19 protein-coding genes, 1 tRNA gene and 1 pseudogene are annotated in these 20169 nt (G+C 64.2%); 6 read left to right on the top strand and 15 right to left on the bottom strand.

What is annotated here, in order from left to right:
- Nucleotides 1-19 precede the first annotated feature (19 nt).
- Both BWR02_RS02900 and BWR02_RS02895 read left to right on the top strand, forming a co-directional pair.
- The gene (locus tag BWR02_RS02900; protein ID WP_139556262.1) at nucleotides 20-2935 is read left to right on the top strand and encodes a PAS domain S-box protein; all 2916 of its coding nucleotides are present in this window, start codon (nucleotides 20-22) and stop codon (nucleotides 2933-2935) included.
- Nucleotides 2936-3119: 184 nt separating this feature from the next.
- Nucleotides 3120-5690 carry a M12 family metallopeptidase gene (locus BWR02_RS02895; RefSeq protein WP_139556261.1) on the top strand — a complete coding sequence of 857 codons (2571 nt, stop codon included), beginning with the start codon at nucleotides 3120-3122 and terminating at the stop codon, nucleotides 5688-5690.
- 55 nt (nucleotides 5691-5745) lie between these two features.
- Here BWR02_RS02895 and BWR02_RS02890 read toward each other — a convergent pair whose 3' ends face one another.
- The 11 genes from BWR02_RS02890 to glyA form a co-directional block, all read right to left on the bottom strand.
- Complete coding sequence (locus BWR02_RS02890) at nucleotides 5746-6783, bottom strand: threonine aldolase family protein (RefSeq protein ID WP_139556260.1); 1038 nt, start codon at nucleotides 6781-6783, stop codon at nucleotides 5746-5748.
- Between the two features lie 329 nt (nucleotides 6784-7112).
- A tRNA-Met gene (locus BWR02_RS02885) sits at nucleotides 7113-7189 on the bottom strand.
- A 63-nt stretch (nucleotides 7190-7252) separates the two neighbouring features.
- Nucleotides 7253-7750, bottom strand: a complete 498-nt coding sequence (locus BWR02_RS02880) for a phosphatidylglycerophosphatase A family protein (protein ID WP_201276115.1) — start codon at nucleotides 7748-7750, stop codon at nucleotides 7253-7255.
- Nucleotides 7751-7754: 4 nt separating this feature from the next.
- Nucleotides 7755-8735, bottom strand: coding sequence for a thiamine-phosphate kinase (thiL, locus tag BWR02_RS02875; protein WP_139556259.1), 981 nt, complete (start codon nucleotides 8733-8735; stop codon nucleotides 7755-7757).
- Complete coding sequence (gene nusB, locus BWR02_RS02870) at nucleotides 8732-9178, bottom strand: transcription antitermination factor NusB (RefSeq protein WP_129883533.1); 447 nt, start codon at nucleotides 9176-9178, stop codon at nucleotides 8732-8734. Before nusB ends, thiL begins: the two co-directional genes overlap by 4 nt.
- Nucleotides 9175-9654, bottom strand: a complete 480-nt coding sequence (ribH, locus tag BWR02_RS02865) for a 6,7-dimethyl-8-ribityllumazine synthase (RefSeq protein ID WP_139556258.1) — start codon at nucleotides 9652-9654, stop codon at nucleotides 9175-9177. Before ribH ends, nusB begins: the two co-directional genes overlap by 4 nt.
- Nucleotides 9655-9667: 13 nt before the next feature.
- Nucleotides 9668-10777: a bifunctional 3,4-dihydroxy-2-butanone-4-phosphate synthase/GTP cyclohydrolase II gene (ribBA, locus tag BWR02_RS02860; protein WP_139556257.1), complete on the bottom strand. Its 1110-nt coding sequence runs from the start codon at nucleotides 10775-10777 to the stop codon at nucleotides 9668-9670.
- Complete coding sequence (locus tag BWR02_RS02855; RefSeq protein ID WP_129883536.1) at nucleotides 10764-11438, bottom strand: riboflavin synthase; 675 nt, start codon at nucleotides 11436-11438, stop codon at nucleotides 10764-10766. Before BWR02_RS02855 ends, ribBA begins: the two co-directional genes overlap by 14 nt.
- A 1-nt stretch (nucleotide 11439) precedes the next feature.
- Nucleotides 11440-12558 (bottom strand): bifunctional diaminohydroxyphosphoribosylaminopyrimidine deaminase/5-amino-6-(5-phosphoribosylamino)uracil reductase RibD, encoded by a 1119-nt coding sequence (gene ribD, locus BWR02_RS02850; protein ID WP_139556256.1) that lies wholly within the window; start codon nucleotides 12556-12558, stop codon nucleotides 11440-11442.
- Between the two features lie 123 nt (nucleotides 12559-12681).
- Entirely contained in the window at nucleotides 12682-13179 is a 498-nt protein-coding gene (gene nrdR / locus BWR02_RS02845; RefSeq protein WP_139556255.1) for a transcriptional regulator NrdR, read from the bottom strand.
- Nucleotides 13180-13240: 61 nt separating this feature from the next.
- Entirely contained in the window at nucleotides 13241-14497 is a 1257-nt protein-coding gene (glyA, locus tag BWR02_RS02840; RefSeq protein WP_139556254.1) for a serine hydroxymethyltransferase, read from the bottom strand.
- A gap of 306 nt (nucleotides 14498-14803) precedes the next feature.
- Here glyA and BWR02_RS21590 point away from each other — a divergent pair.
- The 3 genes and pseudogenes from BWR02_RS21590 to BWR02_RS02825 form a co-directional block, all read left to right on the top strand.
- Nucleotides 14804-14966, top strand: a pseudogene (locus tag BWR02_RS21590) (sodium:proton antiporter NhaD); the annotation flags it as partial.
- Between the two features lie 16 nt (nucleotides 14967-14982).
- Entirely contained in the window at nucleotides 14983-16599 is a 1617-nt protein-coding gene (locus BWR02_RS02830; RefSeq protein ID WP_236101858.1) for an ATP-binding protein, read from the top strand.
- Nucleotides 16596-17291 carry a response regulator gene (locus BWR02_RS02825; protein ID WP_139556252.1) on the top strand — a complete coding sequence of 232 codons (696 nt, stop codon included), beginning with the start codon at nucleotides 16596-16598 and terminating at the stop codon, nucleotides 17289-17291. Before BWR02_RS02830 ends, BWR02_RS02825 begins: the two co-directional genes overlap by 4 nt.
- Nucleotides 17292-17370: 79 nt before the next feature.
- Here BWR02_RS02825 and BWR02_RS02820 read toward each other — a convergent pair whose 3' ends face one another.
- From BWR02_RS02820 to BWR02_RS02810, 3 genes are all read right to left on the bottom strand, one after another.
- Complete coding sequence (locus BWR02_RS02820; protein ID WP_139556251.1) at nucleotides 17371-17589, bottom strand: FmdB family zinc ribbon protein; 219 nt, start codon at nucleotides 17587-17589, stop codon at nucleotides 17371-17373.
- A 99-nt stretch (nucleotides 17590-17688) separates the two neighbouring features.
- Complete coding sequence (gene hemJ / locus BWR02_RS02815) at nucleotides 17689-18111, bottom strand: protoporphyrinogen oxidase HemJ (RefSeq protein ID WP_139556250.1); 423 nt, start codon at nucleotides 18109-18111, stop codon at nucleotides 17689-17691.
- A gap of 2 nt (nucleotides 18112-18113) precedes the next feature.
- Nucleotides 18114-18614: a TlpA family protein disulfide reductase gene (locus BWR02_RS02810; RefSeq protein WP_162559986.1), complete on the bottom strand. Its 501-nt coding sequence runs from the start codon at nucleotides 18612-18614 to the stop codon at nucleotides 18114-18116.
- A gap of 83 nt (nucleotides 18615-18697) precedes the next feature.
- On the opposite strand from BWR02_RS02810, the gene BWR02_RS02805 reads away from it, so the two are divergent.
- Entirely contained in the window at nucleotides 18698-19111 is a 414-nt protein-coding gene (locus tag BWR02_RS02805) for a hypothetical protein (RefSeq protein ID WP_139556248.1), read from the top strand.
- Nucleotides 19112-19204: 93 nt separating this feature from the next.
- On the opposite strand, the gene BWR02_RS02800 is transcribed toward BWR02_RS02805, so the two are convergent.
- The gene (locus BWR02_RS02800) at nucleotides 19205-20122 is read right to left on the bottom strand and encodes a Tim44 domain-containing protein (RefSeq protein ID WP_236101856.1); all 918 of its coding nucleotides are present in this window, start codon (nucleotides 20120-20122) and stop codon (nucleotides 19205-19207) included.
- Nucleotides 20123-20169 lie beyond the last annotated feature (47 nt).

The raw sequence follows: 20169 nt of genomic DNA, 5'->3' as shown, positions 1-20169 counted from the left end.
GCCGGACGGAGACGAGGACATGACCGGCCGGTCCGTCAATCTCGATGCCTTGCGCCAGCGCGCCATGCGCGCCCTGGAGCAGAGCCAGGCAGATCTGGCAGACCCTGCCCTGACGAGCGAACTCGACCTTGCGCGGCTGATCGAGGAACTGCGCATCTATCAGACCGAGCTCGAAATCCAGAACCAGGAACTGTCCGCGGCGCAGGAGACCATCGTCGGCGCGCTCGCCCGCTATCGCACGCTGTTCGAAGATCTGCCCCTGCCCAGCGTCGTGGTGGACGACAATGGATTCATCTCCGAGGCCAATAGCCGCGGCGTCGAGTTACTCGGCCTGAGCCGCTCATCGGCGCTGCAGCGCATGTCGGTTCTGCAATTCCTCGACCTCACCAACCGCAGCCGGTTGTATCCACTGCTGCGCCACAAGCGCTACGGTGATCCGGTCTGCGTCGGAATGCTCCCGTTGCGTCTCCACCGCAGCGGCGAGATCGTCTGCGACATTCACGTCATCAGTCTGCCCGAAGACTCTGCGCTCGGCGGCAAGACGCTGCTGGTTCTAGTCGATCAGACCACGACCCTCGCGCTGCGGGAACGCGAGCTCAATGAAGAGCGCTATGAGCTGGCGAATCTCGCGAGCTTCTATGTGATCTGGGACTGGAACCTGATCACCGGGCAGGTGTGGTGGAACAAGTCGTTCGAGTCCACCTTCGGCTTCGACGCAGGTGAGTTGCACGCCAGCGCCGAAGCGCGCACGCTGCGTATCCATCCCGATGATCGCGCACGGGTCGAATCCGGTCTGCAGTCAGCGCTGGACTCCCGCGAAGAGACATGGTCCGAGGAGTACCGGTTCCGCCGTAAGGATGGCAGCTACGCCGACGTCGAAGACCGCTGCGTTATTCTCCGCGACGGGCGGGGCAAAGCGATCCGCATCGTCGGCGGCATCCGCGACATCACCGAGCGCAAGCGATCGGAGCAATCCCTGAGGCTCAGCCAGTTCGTGCTCGAGCGGGTCACCGACGCCGTCTACTGGATCCGCAGCGATGGCTCGTTCCTGTATGTCAACGAATCGGCCAGCCGCATGCTGGGCTATCCGCGGGACACGCTGCTGCATATGGTGGTCGCGGATCTGAATCCCGCCGTGCACGGCGCAGCGTGGGAAGCGCACTGGGCCGCGCTCAAGGAACAGGGCGCCATCCTGCTCGAAACCACGCATCGCACCCGCGACGGGCGGCTGCTCCCGGTCGAGGTGAGCGCCAATTTCATCTCCTACGAGGGGCTGGACTACAACTGCGCGATCGTTCGGGACATATCGAGCCGCAAGGCCGCCGAGCATCAACTCGTCGTCGCGGCCAACCGCTACGCCAAGATGCTCAGCACGACCAGTGACGCGTTCTGGCTCGTCGACTGGGCCACGGGACGCCTGCTCGATGTCAACGACACGGCCGGACGCATGAGCGGTTACTCACGCGACGAACTGCTGACGATGCGGATCTCGGACCTCGACGCCCGCTTCTCCGGACCCGAAATCGCTGCCGTCTCGGAGCAGGTTGTCAGCCAGGGGTGGCAACTGTTCGAGACACAACACCGAACCCGCGACGGCCGGATCATCGATGTCGAGGTCAGCACCTCGCACGACGCCGAGACGGGAACAATGGTCGCATTCCTACGCGATATCAGCGAGCGGAAGCGGACCGAACGCGAAATTCGCGAACTCAACACCCATCTGGAGCAACGCGTCGCGGAACGCACCGTCGAGCTGGCGAGTGCTCGGGACGCAGCCGAATCCGCCAATCGCGCCAAGAGCGCGTTCCTGGCCAACATGAGCCACGAAATACGGACGCCCATGAACGCGATCCTCGGTCTGGGGCACTTGTTGCGGCAAGATCCGCTAACCGCGACCCAGGCCGACCGACTGACCAAGATCGAGGCTGCCGCCAATCACCTGATGGGGCTGCTGAAGGACATTCTCGAACTGTCGAAGATCGAAGCGGATCGCCTGGTTCTGGAGCAGACCCGTTTCTCGCTGGCGGTGCTGCTCGACGAGGTCCACGGAATCATCGCGCACGAGGCCGCCAACAAGGGGCTGGCTGTCATCGTCGAGCGCAGCGACGCACCGCCCTGGCTGACGGGCGACCCGACCCGGCTCCGGCAGGCCCTCCTCAACTACACCAGTAACGCCGTCAAGTTCACGGAGCAGGGCGAGATCCGCATCCGCACCCGCTTGTTCGAGGAGCACGACGACACCGTGGTCGTCCGTTTCGAGGTCGAGGATTCCGGGCCGGGTCTCGCACCCGCCGACTGCGAACGGCTCTTCGACGCCTTCGTGCAGGCGGATGTTTCCACGACCCGGCGGCACGGGGGCACCGGTCTGGGGCTCACGATCACACGCCGCCTCGCGCGCCTTATGGGCGGTGAAGCCGGAGTCGACACGCAACTCGGAAAGGGCAGCACGTTCTGGTTCACCGCATCCCTGAGAAAAAGTCAGGCGCCGGAGTTTCGTTGGGAGGACACCGACCACCGGGAACCCGGCGATATTCTCTGGCAGCAGCACCGCGACGCACGCGTCCTGCTGGTTGAGGACAACCTGATCAACCGGGAGGTCGCCCTGGAGCTGCTGCTCAGCGCTGGCCTGCAGGTCGACACCGCCGAGAATGGCAGCATGGCCGTCACACGCTGCCGGGAGGCGGATTACGCACTGGTTCTGATGGATCTGCAAATGCCGGTGATGGATGGATTCGAAGCGACCCGCGCCATCCGGGCGTTGCCGAACGGATCTTCCGTTCCGATCCTGGCGATGACCGCCAATGCGTTCGAAAACGAACGCAGCCTATGCGCTGCCGCGGGCATGAACGATTTCATCGCCAAACCCTTCAAGCAGAACGATCTCTACAAGCTGCTACTGCGCTGGCTCCCGACGACGAGGCCGGCGACTCACTGACGGGCGCGTGTCAGCGCGCTCGAATGCGCAGGATCAGCACGTCGACTGGCGCAACGCCGCGCGCTCGTTTGAGCGCTATCCCAGAAACTCCGTGACACGCGCTGCGGAGTGTGCTGTGATTCGCCGTTCCGTGGGCGGGCGGACGTACTATCCAAAACGATGGCTCCCAACTGGAGGCACTCGGATGATCACCGCGAACTCGACACCGCTGCGCATCACGCTCACGCTCCACCGGGCTGCTCTACTGACGACGCTGCTCGCGCTCGGTAGCACGGTCGCAGCCCCCGCCATTTCCAATCCCTTGGGGCCTGTTTGGCGGCAGAGCCTATCGCCGGAACTTTCAGGGGAATGGCGCACGGGCGAGTTCAGGGGCCGCGTGCTGCCCTACCGCATCGTCGGTGGCCTGGCACTGTTCGAGGGGGATATCGTGCTGGGACCGGCCTCGGAGCTTGAGACCGCGCTCACGCCGCCGGATGCCATCGCCCCAATGAGCATCGGTGTGGCCCATAACGGCTTCCTGTGGCCCAAAACCGGCGCCGCCTACCGCGTGCCTTACACCATCACCTACGGGAACGACGCCATCCCGACGGCGATCGACCAGTTCAACGCGACCTTCGCTGGCCTGATCCAATGGGTACCGCGGGCCGGGGAAGCCGACTACGTGGACTTCAACCTCGATCCCAACGACTTCAGCGGCGGCGGTTATTCGGCCGTGGGTCGCGTTGGCGGCAAGCAGACGCTGGGCGGTTCCATCCAGCAGTCCGTATCGACCCTACTGCACGAGATGGGGCATGCCATCGGCCTGTGGCACGAGCAGTCCCGCAGCGACCGCGACGCGTATCTGACCGTCCAGACGGTCAACCTCATCAAGCGCGAGAAGCTCAACTTCGACACACTGTTGGACAACGCCGAGAACCTCGGCCTGTTCGATTACCGCTCGGTGATGATGTACCACCCGTATGTGTTTACGAAGAATGGGGCGCCGACGCTGGAGACGATTCCCTCGGGGATTCCATTGACCAATACGGAGGGTTATTCGGTCGGGGATATCGACGGGGTCAAGCGGCTGTACAACGCGGCTCCGACACTGGTCACGGTGACCAGCAACCCGCCCGGATTGCAGGTCATCGTCGACGGCGTCACGATCACGACGCCGCAGACCTTCAATTTCGCGCTGAACTCGACGCATACCCTGAGCGTGGCATCGGCGCCGCAGGCCCTGGGCCAGCTCGCCTACACCTTCGGTCGCTGGAACGACAGTATGAACCGGACCCACACGATCAACGTAGTGCCCGGCAACGGCCTGCGCGGGTCGCCCGCGACATCGCCCGCCACGACGGTCTACAGCGCCGAATTTCGGGAACTGCTTCCGTTCAGCCCCTGGATTTACCCGCCCGGCTCGGGATCGCTTTCCGCGAACCCAGCCCCAAAGAGCTATCCACCGCTGGCCGGCCAGTACCATATCCGCCGCCAGGCCGTGACCCTGCAGGCCACGCCCGCTCCGGGCTACAGCTATTACCGGACGTACACGGGCTATGACCGGGCGACCAGCGTCAACCCCAAACGCACCACCGATTTCTGGCCGCAGTATGCCTACTTCACACCCGACCCCATCGTTCGCTTCTCGACCAATCCGACGGGTCTCGGGGTGTGGATCGATGTGCTGGACAACCGCGGGCTGCTGCACTGGTACGGACCGGTCAACCAGTCCCGCTTCTACCCGGCTGACGGGAACTGGTCGCCGGGTTCCGTGCACGCGATTGACATTCTGGACTCTCCGTACAGCCCTTACACGTGGACGATCCGTTACCCGTGGCTGAACTGGAGCGACGGTGGCGCGCGCGCGCACACCGTCACGATTCCCAGTGGCAACCGGACGATCACGGCCAACTACGGGGCGGCCCAGATGTACGTCGAGACGCGCGCAACCGGCGGCGCGTATTGGTACTGCGGCGGCGGCGTGACCGTCACGCCAGGGTCCGGCGACGGGTTCTATACGAAGGGCAGTTCCGTGACCGTGTCGCAGACGGCCTGGCCCGGCTGGGTGTTCACCGGCTGGAAGGGCGACCTGAGCGGCGCCGGCAACCCGCAGACCATTACCGTCAACGATGAGCAGCTGATACTCGCCGACTACAACACCATTGCTGCCCCGCTGGGAATCGCGGGCTTCACCCCGGAGTCGGCCGTCGTCGGAGGAAGCGGCTTTACGCTGACCATCACCGGCAGTGGGTTCACCGCGAACAGCATCGCCTATGTGAACGGCTCGTTGCGATCGGGCGTGACGTATGTCGATACCAATACGCTGCGTGTTCCGATCTCCAGCGTCGACATCGCGCAGACCGGCGCATTCCAGGTCCGGGTCGAAAACTTTCCCCCGGGCTCGTCGTGCTCGGCCGCCGCCGTCAAGAGTTTCTTCGTGCGGTCGACTGCTGCCCAACCGCTGGCGGCCACCACACCATCCGCGCTAACCTTCGCCCCGCGGGCTGTCGGCACGACCAGCGCCGCCCAGACGGTCACCCTGAGCAACACCGGAAATCGTCGGATGAGCCTCTACAACGTGTCCGTGGTCGGCACCCACGCGACCAATTTCATCCGCACCACGACCTGTGGCACCTCGCTGGCGGCCGGGGCATCCTGCACGATCAACGTCAGCTTCAAACCCTCGGCTGCGGGCAATCGCTCTGCGCAACTGATCCTCGTCAGCAGCGCCTTTGACAGCCCGCGCACACTGCCCTTGGCGGGCACGGGGCAGTAACCCCTTCGGTACCCCGTGGCGCAGTGGTCCCTACCGCCGCGCCACGGGCTCGGACTCAGCGAGCGCGGCAGGCGCGGAGAGCGGCCACCAGGGCATCGATACGCTCGGGCGTGGTATCCCAACCGCACATGAAGCGCGCCGCCCCGTGGCACTGGCTGACATAGAAAGCCCAGCCCCGTTCCCGTAGCGCAGCGGCTTCCGCGGCCGACAACGCGATGAAGACGGCATTGGCTTGCGGAGGAAACGCCGGCTCGATGGCGTACTCCGCCAGACGGCGGATAAGATAAGCCGCGCAGTCGTTCGCATGGCGCGCGTTGCGCTGCCACGCCCCGGTTTCGATCAGTCCCAGCAGCGGCGCCGTCATGAAGCGCATCTTGGCCGCCAGCTGTCCGCCCTGCTTGCAGCGGTAGTCGAAGCCCCGGGCGAGATCCCGGTCGAAGAATACGACCGTGTCACCGATCCCGCCGCCCGTTTTGGACGCGCCCAGGCTCAGCACGTCGACGCCACAGCGCCAGCTCAATGCGGCCGGGCTTACACCCAGCGCCACGACGGCATTCATGAACCGGGCACCGTCGACATGGACGGCCAGGCCGTGCGCCTTTGCCCAGGTGCACAGGCGGGTCAGTTCCTCGACGCTGTAGACGGTACCGACCTCGGTGGATTGGGTCAGACTGAGGGCCGCAGGACGCGGAAACCGCAAGTCGCCCTCGCCGCCGAGGAATGAGTCGGCCGACGCGGGGTCCAGCTTGCCGTGGCGGCCCTGCCCCAGCAGCAACCGCGCGCCATGGGAGAAGAAGCCCGGCGCACCGCATTCATCGGTCTCGATATGCGACCACTCATGACAAATGACCGCCTGATATGGCCGACATAGATGCGCGAGTGCCATGCTGTTGGCCGCCGTGCCGTTGAAAGCGAAAAAGACCTCGGCATCGTGCTCGAACAACGCGCGGACGGCATCGGCCGCACCGGCCGTCCATTCATCGAAACCATAGGCCGGTGCGCTCCCGGCATTGGCACGAATCAGGTAATCCAGGGCCTCCGGACACAGTCCGGACCAGTTGTCGCTGGCAAATTCAGGCAAGGGATGCTTCATGATTCCGCTGAACGTTGAAGACCGCTCGATGGCACCAAGGACTCGACGCCGCCTTGCTGGTGGTCCAAAGGCGGCTTTACCGAGGACCGGCCACGGCCATGAAGGTTCCCGGTACGAGTCGGATCTCGCTGCGGGCGATCAGATACGGATACTCGGGGCAAAGCCAAAAGATCCGGAGTGCGTCCGAGGCAGCGGAACCGCTGGGGCGTGTCGGGCACCAAGCGCTCCGCCAAGGGAGCATAACGATTGCGGCCGCTGAACGACAGACACAAAAAAGCCCGCATCGTGCGGGCTTTTCGGGCTTTCTGACGTTTTCGGAAAGCTACATTTGGTAGCGGGGGCAGGATTTGAACCTACGACCTTCGGGTTATGAGCCCGACGAGCTACCGGACTGCTCCACCCCGCGTCAGATAGGGGTATATTAGGGCAATCGCCCGATTCTTGCAAGCGAAATGACGGGCACTGCCCGTCAGAGTGGGACCAGTGCGCGAAGGACCAGCAATGCGGCCCAGGCAAAAAGGCCCGCCAGTATGTCGTCCAGCATGATTCCCAGTCCCCCACCGACCCGGCGGTCAGCCCAGGCGATTGGCCAGGGCTTGGCGATATCGAACAGGCGGAACAGCAGAAAACCGCATGCGACCCCGGTCCAGGAGAACGGCACGCCCCACATCGTGATCAGGAAGCCAACGATCTCGTCCCAGACGATGCCGGGATGATCGCCAATCTTGTGGCGGCGTGCTGCGGCAGCACAGAACCAGACCCCGGCGAGCGCAAGGACCAGAACGAGCGCACCGTACGCCGGCACAGACAGGTCGGCCCACAGCCAATACAATGGAATCCCCAGCAGCGTCCCGAAGGTTCCCGGGGCAAACGGCACCAGCCCTACCCCCAGGCCGAACGCGAGCCATGAGGGAGGATGCATCAGTACCGATCGCACCGGGACGGGTTGCCGAGATTTTTCTCCCATGACTTTACCGTCCTGCGAAATGATCGTATCCGCCGGGCCCAAAGGCATCGACGCGACCTTCGCGGCTGAGCCGCAGGCCCGGCTCGCGCTGGATGCGGCCGATTACCGAACAGGCGCATCCGATCGAGGCGAGCGCCGTCTCAATTGCGACCCGTTCGCGCTCAGGCGCTGTGAAACACAATTCGTAGTCGTCGCCGGCAACCAGCGGCATCCGCCAATCGTCCGTTCGGGCAACATAGTCGAGCACGGCTGCGGACAACGGCAAGCGCTCCCATTCGACCGTTGCCCCCAAGCCACTGGCTGCCAGCACATGGCCCAGATCGGCAGCCAGCCCATCCGATACATCAATACAGGCGCTGGCCCGTCCGCGCAGTTCCTGGCCGGCCGCGACGCGCGGCTCGGGACGCAGCAGTCGCCGCACGGACTCATCGTCGCGGCCGTCCCACAGGCCCTGCAAGGTCTTGAGACCCAGGCCCGCGCTACCGACCTGACCGGTCACGAAAACGAGATCGCCGAGGTTTGCACCCGAGCGGCGGAGGCCACTGCCTGCCGGAAGCTGCCCCATGGCCTGCACGGTGATGCTGAGCGGTCCGCGCGTCGTGTCGCCGCCCACCAGTTCGACGCCCTGTGCGAGCGCCATTTGGGTGAACCCGGCGGCAAAACCCTCGAGCCAGACCTGATCGAGCTCGGGCAGGGTCAGGCACAGGGTGACCCAGGCCGGCGTTGCCCCCATGGCCGCCAGGTCGCTGAGGTTCACCGCGAGACTCTTGTGGCCCAGATCGTGGGGATGCACATCCGTGAAGAAGTGCACGCCCGCGACCAGTGTGTCGGCCGTCACCGCAAGCAAGGTATCGACGGACGGCTGCAACAAGGCGCAGTCGTCACCGACGCCGAGCACGGTCTGCGGGTGCGGGGCGCTGCCCCGGGCAAAATGGCGGCGGATCAGGTCGAACTCGCCGAACGACCCTGACGGAGGGGGCGTCAAGCGCGGCGAGCGTTAGGCCGGGCGCCGATCTCTAGCGCCCGATGCTGTCGCGCGACGCGATCCAGGATCCCGTTGACGTAGCGGTAACCCTGCTCGGCTCCGAACTCCTTCGCAAACTTGATCGCCTCGTTCAACACGACCCGATAAGGCAACTGCGGACGGAACAGCAATTCGAACGCGCCGATACGCAGGATCGCACGCTCCACCGGATCCACCTCGGCAATAGGCCGGTCCAGATATTCAGCCAGCGCCGCATCGAGCCGGGCCACATGTTCCGGTATGCCGTGCAGCAGCGCCTTGAACGTGTCGGGATCCCCTTTGCCAATCCCATGTTCCTCGAAGAACTGGCGCTCGATCTCGGCAGGGCTCAAACCGGTGATCTGCCACTGGTAAATTGCCTGCACCGCCGCACGACGCGCCAGACTGAGCCCGGCCGGATTCATGCCTCCTCCAGGGCACGGACCAGATTCACCATCTCGATGGCGGTCGCGGCCGCTTCCGCACCCTTGTTACCGGCCTTGGTGCCCGCACGCTCGACCGCCTGTTCGATCGTATCCACGGTCAGCACGCCGAAGGCCACCGGAATTCCATACTTCAGCGACGTGGCCGTCAGCCCCTTGACGCACTCCCCCGCGACGTAGTCGAAATGCGGCGTCGCGCCGCGGATCACCGCGCCGATGGCGATGACGGCATCGCAGCTGCCGCTCGCAGCGACCCGGTCGACCGCCAACGGCAGTTCGAACGCGCCGGGTGTCTTGACGATGCGGATCGCATCGGACTGCGCTCCATGGCGATGCAGCGCATCCACGGCACCAGCGATCAGGTGATCGACGATGAAGCTGTTGAAGCGCGATGCCACGATACAGAAACGCCGCCCCTGGGCCGACAAATGGCCCTCTATCATCTTGATATTGCTCATGGTTCAAATCACCTCATTCTGACGAAACGTAATCGACGACTTCGAGATCGTAACCCGACAGTCCCAGGTATTTCTTTTGCGAACCCAGGATCCGCAGTTTGCGTACGCCGAGATCGGCCAGGATCTGGGCACCCGTGCCGGTGGTGCGCCAGTCGTCGCCACGCTCTTCACTGACCCCGAGGGCGATACCGTGGTCCTCCATCTGATAGTGATGGATGCGCTCGACCAGCGACTTGTCGTCCTCCTCGTTCCGGATCACGACCAGCACGCCGGCGCCTTCCTGGGCGATCCGCTTCATCGACGCACGCAGGGACATCGTCGCATCGCCCCGCTTCGCGCCGAACAGATCCCCGAGCAGGTTGCGCCCGTGCACGCGCACCAGCGTCGGAGCATCGCCGGACACGGCCCCCAGGGTCAGCGCCAGGTGCAGTTTGTTGTCGATGCGATCCTGGTAGGCATGCAGGCGAAAATCGCCGAACTCGGTCGGGAAGGCGCAACTGCAGATGCGCTCCACCGTTTGCTCATTCTGCATGCGGTAATGGATCAGGTCCGCGATCGTCCCGATCTTCAGCCCGTGCTTCGCGGCGAAGGCCTCCAGATCGGGCCGCCGCGCGAGCGAGCCGTCCTCGTTCAGGATCTCGACGATCACCGCGGCCGGCTCCGTCCCGGCCAGACGGGCCAGATCGCAGCCGGCCTCGGTGTGTCCGGCCCGGTTCAGGACGCCGCCCGGCTGGGCCATCAGCGGGAACACGTGGCCGGGCTGAACCAGGTCCTCGGGTTTGCAGCCGGGCGCGACGGCGCACTGGATGGTCCGCGCACGGTCGGCCGCCGAGATGCCGGTCGTGACACCGGTCGCCGCTTCGATCGAAACCGTGAAATTGGTCGAGTGGGGTGTGCGGTTGTCGTTGACCATCAGCGGCAGACGCAGCTGCTGGCAGCGATCGCGGGTCAGCGTCAGACAAATCAGGCCGCGCCCGTAGCGCGCCATGAAGTTCACATCCTCGGGCCGGACGTGCGATGCGGCCATGACCAGATCGCCCTCGTTCTCGCGCGCCTCGTCATCCATGATGATGACCATCCGGCCTTCCCGGATGTCGGCAATGATTTCTTCAATCGTGTTCATGGGTCCCCTGGACGAAACCCGCCCGTGTCAGCGTTGCATGCGTCAGACCGCCCGGCGCGGCGGCGGCGTCCGTACCGGTCAGCAGGCGCTCCAGATAGCGCGCCAGCAGGTCGACTTCGAGATTGACCTCGCGTCCAGGCATGGCGCTGCCCAGCGTCGTTACGGCGAGCGTGTGCGGCACGATGTTGACCTCGCACCAGTCCGCACCGACGGCATTGACGGTCAGGCTGATGCCGTCCACGCAGATCGACCCCTTCTCGGCGACATATTTCGCGAGACCCGCCGGCACCGTGATGCGGAACCGCACCGATCGCGCGTCCTCGGTACGCCCGGCGATCGCGCCGATGCCGTCGACGTGACCGCTGACGATGTGTCCGCCCAAGCGGCTGGACGGCGTCAGCGCGAGCTCCAGATTCACCGGATCGCCCGGCCGCAGGCGCCCGATTATCGTCCGGGCGAGCGTTTCCCGCGAGACATCGGCGGCAAAGCCATGGGCCGACCGGCTGATGACCGTCAGGCACACGCCGCTGACGGCCACACTGTCACCCAGCGCCAGATCTTCGACCGGAAGCGTGCCGGTCGCGACGCTGAGTCGCTGATCGCCGCCGCGCGGTTCGATGGCAGTGATCCGTCCCACCGCCTGCACGATACCCGTAAACATCTCAGTCCTCGTCTTCCTCAGCCGCCGCGGCAACACCCGCCAGCGTCAAACGCAGATCGTTACCGATCTGTTCGACGTCCGTATAGCGCAGTTCGGGCCGGTCGCTCATCCGCCCCAGACCGCTCAGATCGAACAGCCCGCGGCCGTCACTGCCCAACACACACGGGGCGACGTAGACCCGCCATTCGTCGACCAATCCCGCTCGCAAGAGTGCCCCGTTCAGGACCGCACCGGCTTCCACCAGCGCCTCGTTGAATTCGGCATCGCCCAGAAAGCGGACCAGCTGCGCGAGATCGACACCCCGGCCCTGTGCACCGCCCGGCAGCGTCACGATCTCGGCCCCCGCATCCGCCAGCGCCTGCCGACGTCGCGTGTCGGGGGATGTCGTCACGATCACCGTTCGGCCCGGTTGCCGCAGCAGTTTGGCCGTTACGGGCAGGCGAAGCCGCGAGTCCAGCACGACGCGCACCGGCTGCAATACGGCTTCCCCCGTATCGAGCCGGGCCGTCAAGGCGGGATCGTCGGCGAGCACCGTATCGATGCCGGTGACGATCACGGAACTCCGTGCCCGCAGCCGGTGCACGTCATCGCGCGCCGCCGGGCCAGTGATCCAGCGACTCTCCCCGGAGGCCAGCGCGGTGCGTCCGTCGAGGCTCATGGCGAGCTTGCTGCGCACGAAGGGCCGTCCCGTGCGCATCCGGGTGCAGAAACCGACGTTCAGCGCCTCGGCCTCGCGGCTCAAGGCGCCGCATTCGACCCTCAATCCGCCCTGTCTCAGAATCTCGAGGCCACGCCCGGCAATCGCCGGATTGGGATCTTCCATCGCGGCGACCACGCGCACCACCCCGGCCGCGATCAGGGCCTCGGTGCAGGGCGGTGTTTTCCCATAGTGGCAGCAGGGCTCCAGGCTGACATAAGCCGTTGCGCCACGCGCCTCCCCACCGGCGGCGCGCAGGGCTTCGATCTCGGCATGCGGACCGCCGACACGGCGATGCCAGCCCTCGCCGACGATACGGCCGTCCTTGACCAATACACAGCCGACGCGCGGATTCGGGTCGGTCGTGAACAGCGCGCGCGCCGCCAGGTCCAGCGCCCGCCGCATGAATTGAGCGTCGTCCATCAGGCGTGAATCCGGCACCAATACGTAAGGAGAGACGCCGCGTCCATACCGAATAAAGTGTCGCGGCGCACCGATTGCCGCGCGCAGGATGGTAGCAGGTGAGCGCCCCCTGTGGGAGCCGGACTATTCGTCGAACAGGTCGGGCTGTCCCGCCACCGCGTTAGAACGGGGGTCATTTTCGAGGTGATCGATGACCTCGCGGAATTCGTTGACGTCCTCGAAACGGCGGTAAACAGATGCGAAACGGACATAGGCCACATGGTCGAGGCGACTCAATTCATGCATGACGCGCTCCCCGATTAGGCGCGAGCGGACTTCGCGGTCACCGCGTGCAAGCAGGCTCTTCTTGATCCTGGCGATCGCGGCTTCGATCAAATCGCTGTCGACCGGCCGCTTCTCGAGGGCGCGCAAGAACCCGTTGCGCAGCTTCTCTTCCTTGAACGGTTCACGATGCCCGTTGCTCTTGACCACCCGCGGCATGTTGAGCTCGGCACTTTCGTAGGTCGTGAAGCGCTCCTTGCATTCGGCGCACTCCCGACGCCGACGGACCTGATCCCCATCCTGAGACAGGCGCGAGTCGATGACCCGGGTGTCACCGGCACTACAAAAAGGACAATGCATGATCGCGCGCGGAACGTAAGGTCAGCGAAACCCGGGCTGATCGAGATGCCGCGGCCGTGCGTCAGGAAGGATACACGGGGAAGCGATGACACAAATGCTGGACTTCGCCCCGCACCCGAGCGACGACCGCTTCGTTTTCCGGATCGTCCAGCACATCGCAAATCCATCCGGCCAGCGTTCGGCATTCCCCTTCGCCGAAACCGCGCGTCGTCGATGCCGGCGTTCCCATGCGCACCCCACTGGTCACGAACGGCGACTGTGGATCATTCGGCACGGCATTCTTGTTGACGGTGATGTGCGCCCGGCCGAGCACCTCTTCCGCGAGTTTTCCGGTCAGACCCTTCCCGATCAGGTCCAGCAGGAACAGGTGGTTGTCGGTACCGCCCGAAACGATCCGGTATCCCCGCTCGATGAAGGTGCCCGCCATGACGCGCGCATTCCGGATCACTTCTTCCTGGTAGGCCTTGAACTCAGGCTGCAGCGCTTCCTTCAGCGCCACGGCCTTGGCGGCGATCACGTGCATCAGCGGCCCGCCCTGGATGCCCGGAAACACCAGAGAGTTCAGCTTCTTCTCGATGTCCGGATTGGACTTCGCGAGAATCATGCCGCCGCGCGGGCCACGCAGCGTCTTGTGCGTGGTGGTCGTCGTGACGTCCGCGATCTGCACCGGATTCGGATAGACGCCCGCGGCCACCAGACCCGCGACATGCGCCATATCGACGACGAACAAGGCGCCGACTTCGTCGGCAATGTCACGGAAACGCTGCCAGTCGACGACGCGTGAGTAGGCGGAGAATCCGGCGATGATCATCTTGGGCCGGTGTTCCTTCGCCAGCGTTGCCACCTGCTCGTAGTCGATCTCGCCGGTCTGGGGATCTAGGCCGTACTGGATTGCGTTGTAGATCTTGCCGGAAAAATTGACCTTGGCACCGTGGGTCAGATGCCCGCCATGCGCGAGGCTCATCCCCAGTATCGTATCGCCCGGGCTGATCAGCGCCATATAGGCCGCGGCGTTCGCCTGGGAGCCGGAGTGCGGCTGGACGTTGGCGTAGTCGGCACCGAACAGTTCCTTGGCGCGCTCGATGGCCAGCGACTCGACGACGTCGACGAATTCGCAGCCCCCGTAGTAGCGCTTGCCCGGGTAACCCTCGGCATACTTGTTGGTCAGCACGCTGCCCTGCGCCTGAAGCACCCGCGGGCTCGCATAATTCTCGGACGCGATCAGTTCGACGTGGTCCTCCTGGCGAGTGACTTCGTCCTCGATCGCCTGCCAGAGTTCGTCATCGAACCCGGCTATTTCCATACCTTTGCTGAACATAACTACCGCCTGGATCAGTCTTCTGTAGTCTCAGCCCGTTATTCTACCGCACCGGACCCACCATGACCTAGCTCACCCTAGGGTTATTCCGGTCGACAACCTATCCACTCTGCGTATCGGACCCTGACTCGAGGATGCTCACCTCCCGCGGAAAGGCTCCATTTACGCTGTCTTTACGCCGTTCCCGTTAGTCTTTTCTCCGCCGGCAAGACCAACAGCGTTCCCCGACCGAAACCGGGGTCAACGCGCGGCGCCCCGATGCGAGACACCGCGGACCTGCCTGCCCTGCCGCTGGCTGCTGATTGTGGCAGTCTGCTCGCGATCGGCTCGGCTCCGGGCATCGGCCTGATGGGAATCAGCAAGGGGGCGTTGTTCTTTCATGGCACACTTGCGTTGGAGTCCGGCGATCCTGCTGGGCTATTGCGCCGCCATCGGTGTTCATTTCATCGTGAATGCCGGTTCCATTTGAATGTGAAACCAGCGACTTGAAGGCAAGGTCAACACTCTGCTCCGCGGAAAGGCTCCATGCGGAAACCCACGGCAGCGTATCGTCCGAGGCAGCGGAACCCGATCGGAAGGACGTGGGGAACCCACGCTCGCGCAATGGCTGGCTCGCCTGTTATGCCGCCGGCTTCGTCGCACCGACGCTGTGTACCGCATTGATCTGGCCGCTGCGCGACCGTTTCGTATCGTCCAGCATACTGATCTTCTATCTGCTCGGGGTGTTGCTGGTCGCGGCGCGGAAAGGTCGGGCTGCATCCTTCCTCGCGTCGGTTCTGAGCGCAGGGGCTTTCGCCTATTTCTTCGCGCCCCCGATCTTTTCTCTGGCAGTCGCCGACATCGAGAACGTTATTGCGCTGGGTGCCATGCTGACGGTCGCCCAGGTCACCGGCGCTCTCGTGGAGGCCCTTCAAATACAGGTCGGGATCGCGGCTCAGCGTGAATCGCAGGCGGCGGCGCTGTATCGGCTGAGCGCGGCCCTCGCGCTGGCGCGCCACGAGACGGAGGTGATCGAGACGGCGGTGCGCCAACTGCACGAGCAATTCGGTGTTCGGGCCGTTCTACTGTTCCCTGGCCGCGATGGTCGCCTGCGCTACCCGACCGCCCCACCGATGCCCGAATCCCTTCGCAGCGTGGATCTGACTGCGGCCGAATGCGCCCTGCATCCAGAGCTTGGCAAATCCGATATGCCGCTTTACCACCCCATCGAAGGCTCAGGCAGCGTCTTCGGCGTGATGGTACTCGGAGGGCAGCACTCGGTTGGTGCCAGCCGCCCGCAACCTGGGCAGGATGCCTTCCTCGGCCTGTTCCGGAACCAGATCGCACAGGCACTGGAGCGGACGCGGCTCGCCGAACAGGCCAGAGAAGCCTCGCTGCAAGTCGAGGCGGAAGCACTGCGGAACTCATTACTCGGCGCCATTTCACATGATCTGCGGACGCCGCTCACTCGCATCATGAGCGCAGCCGGCATTCTGGCGGAGCAACAGGATCAACTGACTCGCGAGGAACAAAGGGAACTCAGCACCTTCATCCAGGACGAGGCCGAGCGCATTTCAGAACTCACGACCAAGATCCTCGACATGGCGCGTATCGCCGGCGGCACCATCGCGCTCCAACGGGAATGGAATACTGCCGAGGAAATCGTCGGCGCGACGCTGAACCGCCTCGACCGGATGCTCGAGGGGCGACCGGTCAACATTCAACTGGCTGACACGATGCCACTGCTATGGGCAGATCCGGTGCTCTTGCAGCAGGTGCTGAGCAACCTTATCGAGAACGCGATCAAGTACACGCCCGCATCGAGCCCGATCGACATCAGCGGTAACCGCACGGCAGACGGGCTCAAACTCGAGGTCGCCGATCGCGGCCCGGGAATCCCTGACGGCTTCGAGGCCCGGATCTTCGACAAGTTCTTTCGGATCGAACCGGAAAGTCCCCACGGGGGGGCCGGACTGGGCTTGGCGCTCTGTCGGGCGATAGTGGAGGCTCACGACGGGCACATCAGCGCAACCAATCGGACCGGCGGCGGCACCGTGTTCACGCTGTCGCTACCGGTTCACGAACCGCCTGCGATGGCCTTCGAGGAAGGAGCGGACCCATGAGCCCGAATTGCCCCTTGATTCTGCTGATCGAGGATGATCCCCAGACACGCCGATTCCTCAACACCAGCCTTGCAGGATGGGGTTGGCACACGCTGGAAACCGGGACCGGCCGCGATGGTCTTGCGGCGGCTCGATCGGCTCGCCCCGACCTCGTCATCCTTGATCTGGGGCTGCCCGACATCGACGGCATCTCGTTGATCCGGACGCTCCGGCTTACCGCCGACATTCCCACGCTGGTCCTCTCGGCACGGGGCCGAGAAAGGGACAAGATCGAGGCGCTCGACTCGGGTGCCGACGACTATCTGACCAAACCGTTCAGCACCGGCGAACTGGCTGCCCGCTTGCGGGCCTTGCTACGCCGCTCTTCCAAGCCGGAAGACACAGGAGAACCCTTCGTGGCAGGACCGCTGAAAGTCGATCTGAGGCACCGCCGTGTCTACAAGGACTCCGTCGAAGTTCGCCTGACTCCGATCGAATTCCGTCTGGTTGCGATGCTCGTGCTGCATGCAGGGCGGGTCGTGACACACCGCCAATTGCTGAAGGATGTCTGGGGTCCCGATCACGTCCATGACAGCCACTATCTGCGCATTTATATGAGCCAGTTGCGGCACAAACTCGAACGTGATCCGGCTCGTCCTCGTTACCTGTTAACCGAAATGGGGGTCGGCTACCGACTGGTCGGTGACGAGTGAGGTAAGACTGAGCAAACCCGCTAACCGACGATTGGCTGGCTCCGGGTACGCCACGATAGCAAAGTCTCGAGAGGTGATCTCAGTGACGGTGCCCACAACCGGCACCGCAGCTATGGGCCGGCGCAGCGCTGGGCGCCGATGCGGCCTTTGCGCCCCCGCCGCCGTGCACCGCCGGTGCAGAAAGCTGCTTTTGAACCGGACCGCCGCAGTTGGGACAAGCCGGGGCCGGATCGGCGATCTTGTGCATCGCGGTAAAGTCATGATGGCAGCTATCGCAGCGATAATCGTATGTGGGCATGATCGTTTACACCTTGTCAGAAGAAAACCGGGCGCAGTACGTTTCGGGGGCTCGGTCTGCCGCACCCGGCGGAACCCCGCAGCTTGGCTGGCCCACCGCTCAAAACGGCTTCAGCGTCGCCAGAAATACGATGGCAAACAGGAACAGCACGGGGACTTCATTGATCCATCGGTAGAACACATGACTGCGCCGGTTGCGGTCGGCCTGGAAATCCCGCAACCACAGCCCGCAAGCCACATGGTAGGCAACCAACAGTGCGATCAACAGCAGTTTCGCATGCAGCCACCCGGATGTGCCGAAGGCCTCCCAGGCATAATCGGCCAACATCCAGAAGCCGAATAACAGTGTCAACACCATGCCCGGCGTCATGATCCCATAGTAGAGCTTGCGCTCCATGATCTTGAAGCGCTCGATGCTGACGACGTCGCCGCTCATCGCATGGTAGACGAACAATCGCGGGAGGTAGAAGAGCCCGGCAAACCAGGTCACCATGAAGATCAGATGCAAGGCCTTAAACCACATGCTCAAGACTCTCCCAACAGGGTCTCAATTTGTTGCCGCACCCGCCCAAAATCGACGGCGCCCGTGACCTTGTGCCGGATCAGTCCATGCGAGTCGATCACGAAGGTGCTGGGCACCCATTCCACGCCGCCGAAGGCGGCGGCCAGATGCCCGTCCAGATCCAACGCGACTGTATACCCCAAGCCGGTCTCCCTGACCAGAGAGAGCACGCGGCTCGGAACGTCGTAGCCCATGGCCACTGCGAAAACGCGGACGCCACGTGCTCGGTAGTCCTCGCTCAACCGATTGAAATCAGGTATCTCCAGCAGGCACGTCCGGCAGTCGCTGGCCCAGAACGTCACGACGACCGGATGCCCGCGCAACTGCCCCAATTCGGTACGTTCCCCGCCAAGGCTCGTAAACGTCGCAGTCGGTCGGTCCTGACGCCATACGGCGAACAGCAGCGCCGCCAGCGCGACGGCACCGATCGCCCAAAGCACGATCGGGCGCGCTGCCGGCTTCATGCCGCGCGACTGCCGCGGCGCTTGGCGCTGGGGAACGCAGCGCGTAATCTTATGTTCCCTACCAATTTGCCAGGAGATGTTCGATGAAGGATTTCCCCGGCGCATGGATTCTGCTCATTGGCGGCCTGTTTGCGATACAGACCTGGGTCGTTCCGGCGGTCATCAATGGGGCGACGGGAACGACCTTGATGAAGGGCACGCCCGAGGAAGGCGGTAGCAGCCTCCCGGTTTCCAATACCTACACCGATCGCGCTTTCGCGGTCTGCAACCATCACGTGGAGTCCAGCGACAGCTCGACGCGGGCCCGATTCGCCACGTCACCGGACAAGAGCTGGGATATCGGGTTTGGCCGCTACATCGTCCAGGCTTCGGTGGCCGTCGGGGACGAAATACGGCCCCAGCGGCGCGATTATGTTTGCCGAGTTCATTTTGCCGGCGGCGATGAGCAGGATCCGGGAAACTGGACGGTAGACGGTCTCGAATTCAGCCAACCCTGAGCCGTTTCCGCGCAAACCTCGGGCCGAGAGGAGCTCGCGATCCATGCGAGCGGGTCCCGGCATGCGCGGGAATTTTGCCCTCGGGTCGCCGGATCAGTCCTCCACCTGCTGGATACCGTCCAGATACCAGGTCGGCTGGCGGCTGGCTTCGCTGCGAGTGAAATGCCAGACCTCCCGAGTCGAGGACGGTTCCTGGCTGGCGCCTTCACGCAGCCGGGCAGCGAACAGCACACTGGCAATCAGTTGATCGCCGGATCGTTCCACGCCCAGCAGCTGTGCATCGAGACCCAATACCTGCGTGGGCTCGTCGTCAGTGCGCTCACGCAACTGGGCTTCCAGCTCGGCATACACACGCTCGGTGGCCAGCGCCCGCAGTTCCGAATAATCGCGCGCATCCCAGGCCTGCTGCAGATGCCGGTACGCTTGCTTGGCACCTGCAAGGAAAGCCGCGCGATCGAACCCGGCCGGGATTTCCTGTGTACCGACGGGGGCGGCGCCGCCGCGGAACATTACGTCGGTATCGAATCCGGCCGGAGCGCCGGCATGCGGAGCCCGCCGCGACGCACTCTGATCCGGTCCACCGCCGAAGCCGCCTGCCGCCCCACGCCCGGTATCCCATTGCGGTGCGCCCCGACGCGCTGCCAGCAAGCGGAAGGCCAGATAGGCGACGAAACCCATGACGACGATATCGAGGAAATTGATGTGCTCGAAAGCGCCGCCGAAGAACATGGCGCCGAGCAGGCCACCGAGCGCGAGTCCCCCCAGCATCCCCATGAGGCCACCCCGATTGCGGAATGATTCGCGCATGGCCTGATTGCGCTGGACCGGCGCGGGGGCAGCCGAGGGCGCACTGCGCGGCATTGCGCCGTAATCCGGTCCGGGACGATAAGGCTGGCTGTACGAGGGCCGCCCACCAAAAGACTTGCCGCCGCCGAGGCGCTTTGCGAAAGCATCCCCGGGCTGGGCAAGCATAAGAACCAGTCCGACCAGCGCAAACAAAGATAACTTCATGTACGGTTTCATACAGGCCTCAGGCAATGTCAACGGCTACGGTTTCC

The organism is Methylotetracoccus oryzae (assembly GCF_006175985.1).
Lineage (GTDB): Bacteria > Pseudomonadota > Gammaproteobacteria > Methylococcales > Methylococcaceae > Methylotetracoccus > Methylotetracoccus oryzae.
The sequence above is the reverse complement of the archived record's forward strand: the minus strand, read 5'-3'. Positions and strand labels throughout refer to the sequence as shown.

Coding starts and splice junctions, on each gene's coding strand:
- BWR02_RS02855 (WP_129883536.1), bottom strand. CDS start 11,438: ATGTTTACGGGTATCGTGCAGGCGGTGGGACGGATCACTGCCATCGAA.
- BWR02_RS02890 (WP_139556260.1), bottom strand. CDS start 6,783: ATGAAGCATCCCTTGCCTGAATTTGCCAGCGACAACTGGTCCGGACTG.
- nrdR (WP_139556255.1), bottom strand. CDS start 13,179: ATGCATTGTCCTTTTTGTAGTGCCGGTGACACCCGGGTCATCGACTCG.
- BWR02_RS02880 (WP_201276115.1), bottom strand. CDS start 7,750: ATGGGAGAAAAATCTCGGCAACCCGTCCCGGTGCGATCGGTACTGATG.
- BWR02_RS02825 (WP_139556252.1), top strand. CDS start 16,596: ATGAGCCCGAATTGCCCCTTGATTCTGCTGATCGAGGATGATCCCCAG.
- ribBA (WP_139556257.1), bottom strand. CDS start 10,777: ATGAACACGATTGAAGAAATCATTGCCGACATCCGGGAAGGCCGGATG.
- hemJ (WP_139556250.1), bottom strand. CDS start 18,111: ATGTGGTTTAAGGCCTTGCATCTGATCTTCATGGTGACCTGGTTTGCC.
- BWR02_RS02820 (WP_139556251.1), bottom strand. CDS start 17,589: ATGCCCACATACGATTATCGCTGCGATAGCTGCCATCATGACTTTACC.
- BWR02_RS02895 (WP_139556261.1), top strand. CDS start 3,120: ATGATCACCGCGAACTCGACACCGCTGCGCATCACGCTCACGCTCCAC.
- BWR02_RS02810 (WP_162559986.1), bottom strand. CDS start 18,614: ATGAAGCCGGCAGCGCGCCCGATCGTGCTTTGGGCGATCGGTGCCGTC.
- BWR02_RS02805 (WP_139556248.1), top strand. CDS start 18,698: ATGAAGGATTTCCCCGGCGCATGGATTCTGCTCATTGGCGGCCTGTTT.
- nusB (WP_129883533.1), bottom strand. CDS start 9,178: ATGAATCCGGCCGGGCTCAGTCTGGCGCGTCGTGCGGCGGTGCAGGCA.
- BWR02_RS02900 (WP_139556262.1), top strand. CDS start 20: ATGACCGGCCGGTCCGTCAATCTCGATGCCTTGCGCCAGCGCGCCATG.
- ribD (WP_139556256.1), bottom strand. CDS start 12,558: ATGGACGACGCTCAATTCATGCGGCGGGCGCTGGACCTGGCGGCGCGC.
- BWR02_RS02800 (WP_236101856.1), bottom strand. CDS start 20,122: ATGAAGTTATCTTTGTTTGCGCTGGTCGGACTGGTTCTTATGCTTGCC.
- glyA (WP_139556254.1), bottom strand. CDS start 14,497: ATGTTCAGCAAAGGTATGGAAATAGCCGGGTTCGATGACGAACTCTGG.
- ribH (WP_139556258.1), bottom strand. CDS start 9,654: ATGAGCAATATCAAGATGATAGAGGGCCATTTGTCGGCCCAGGGGCGG.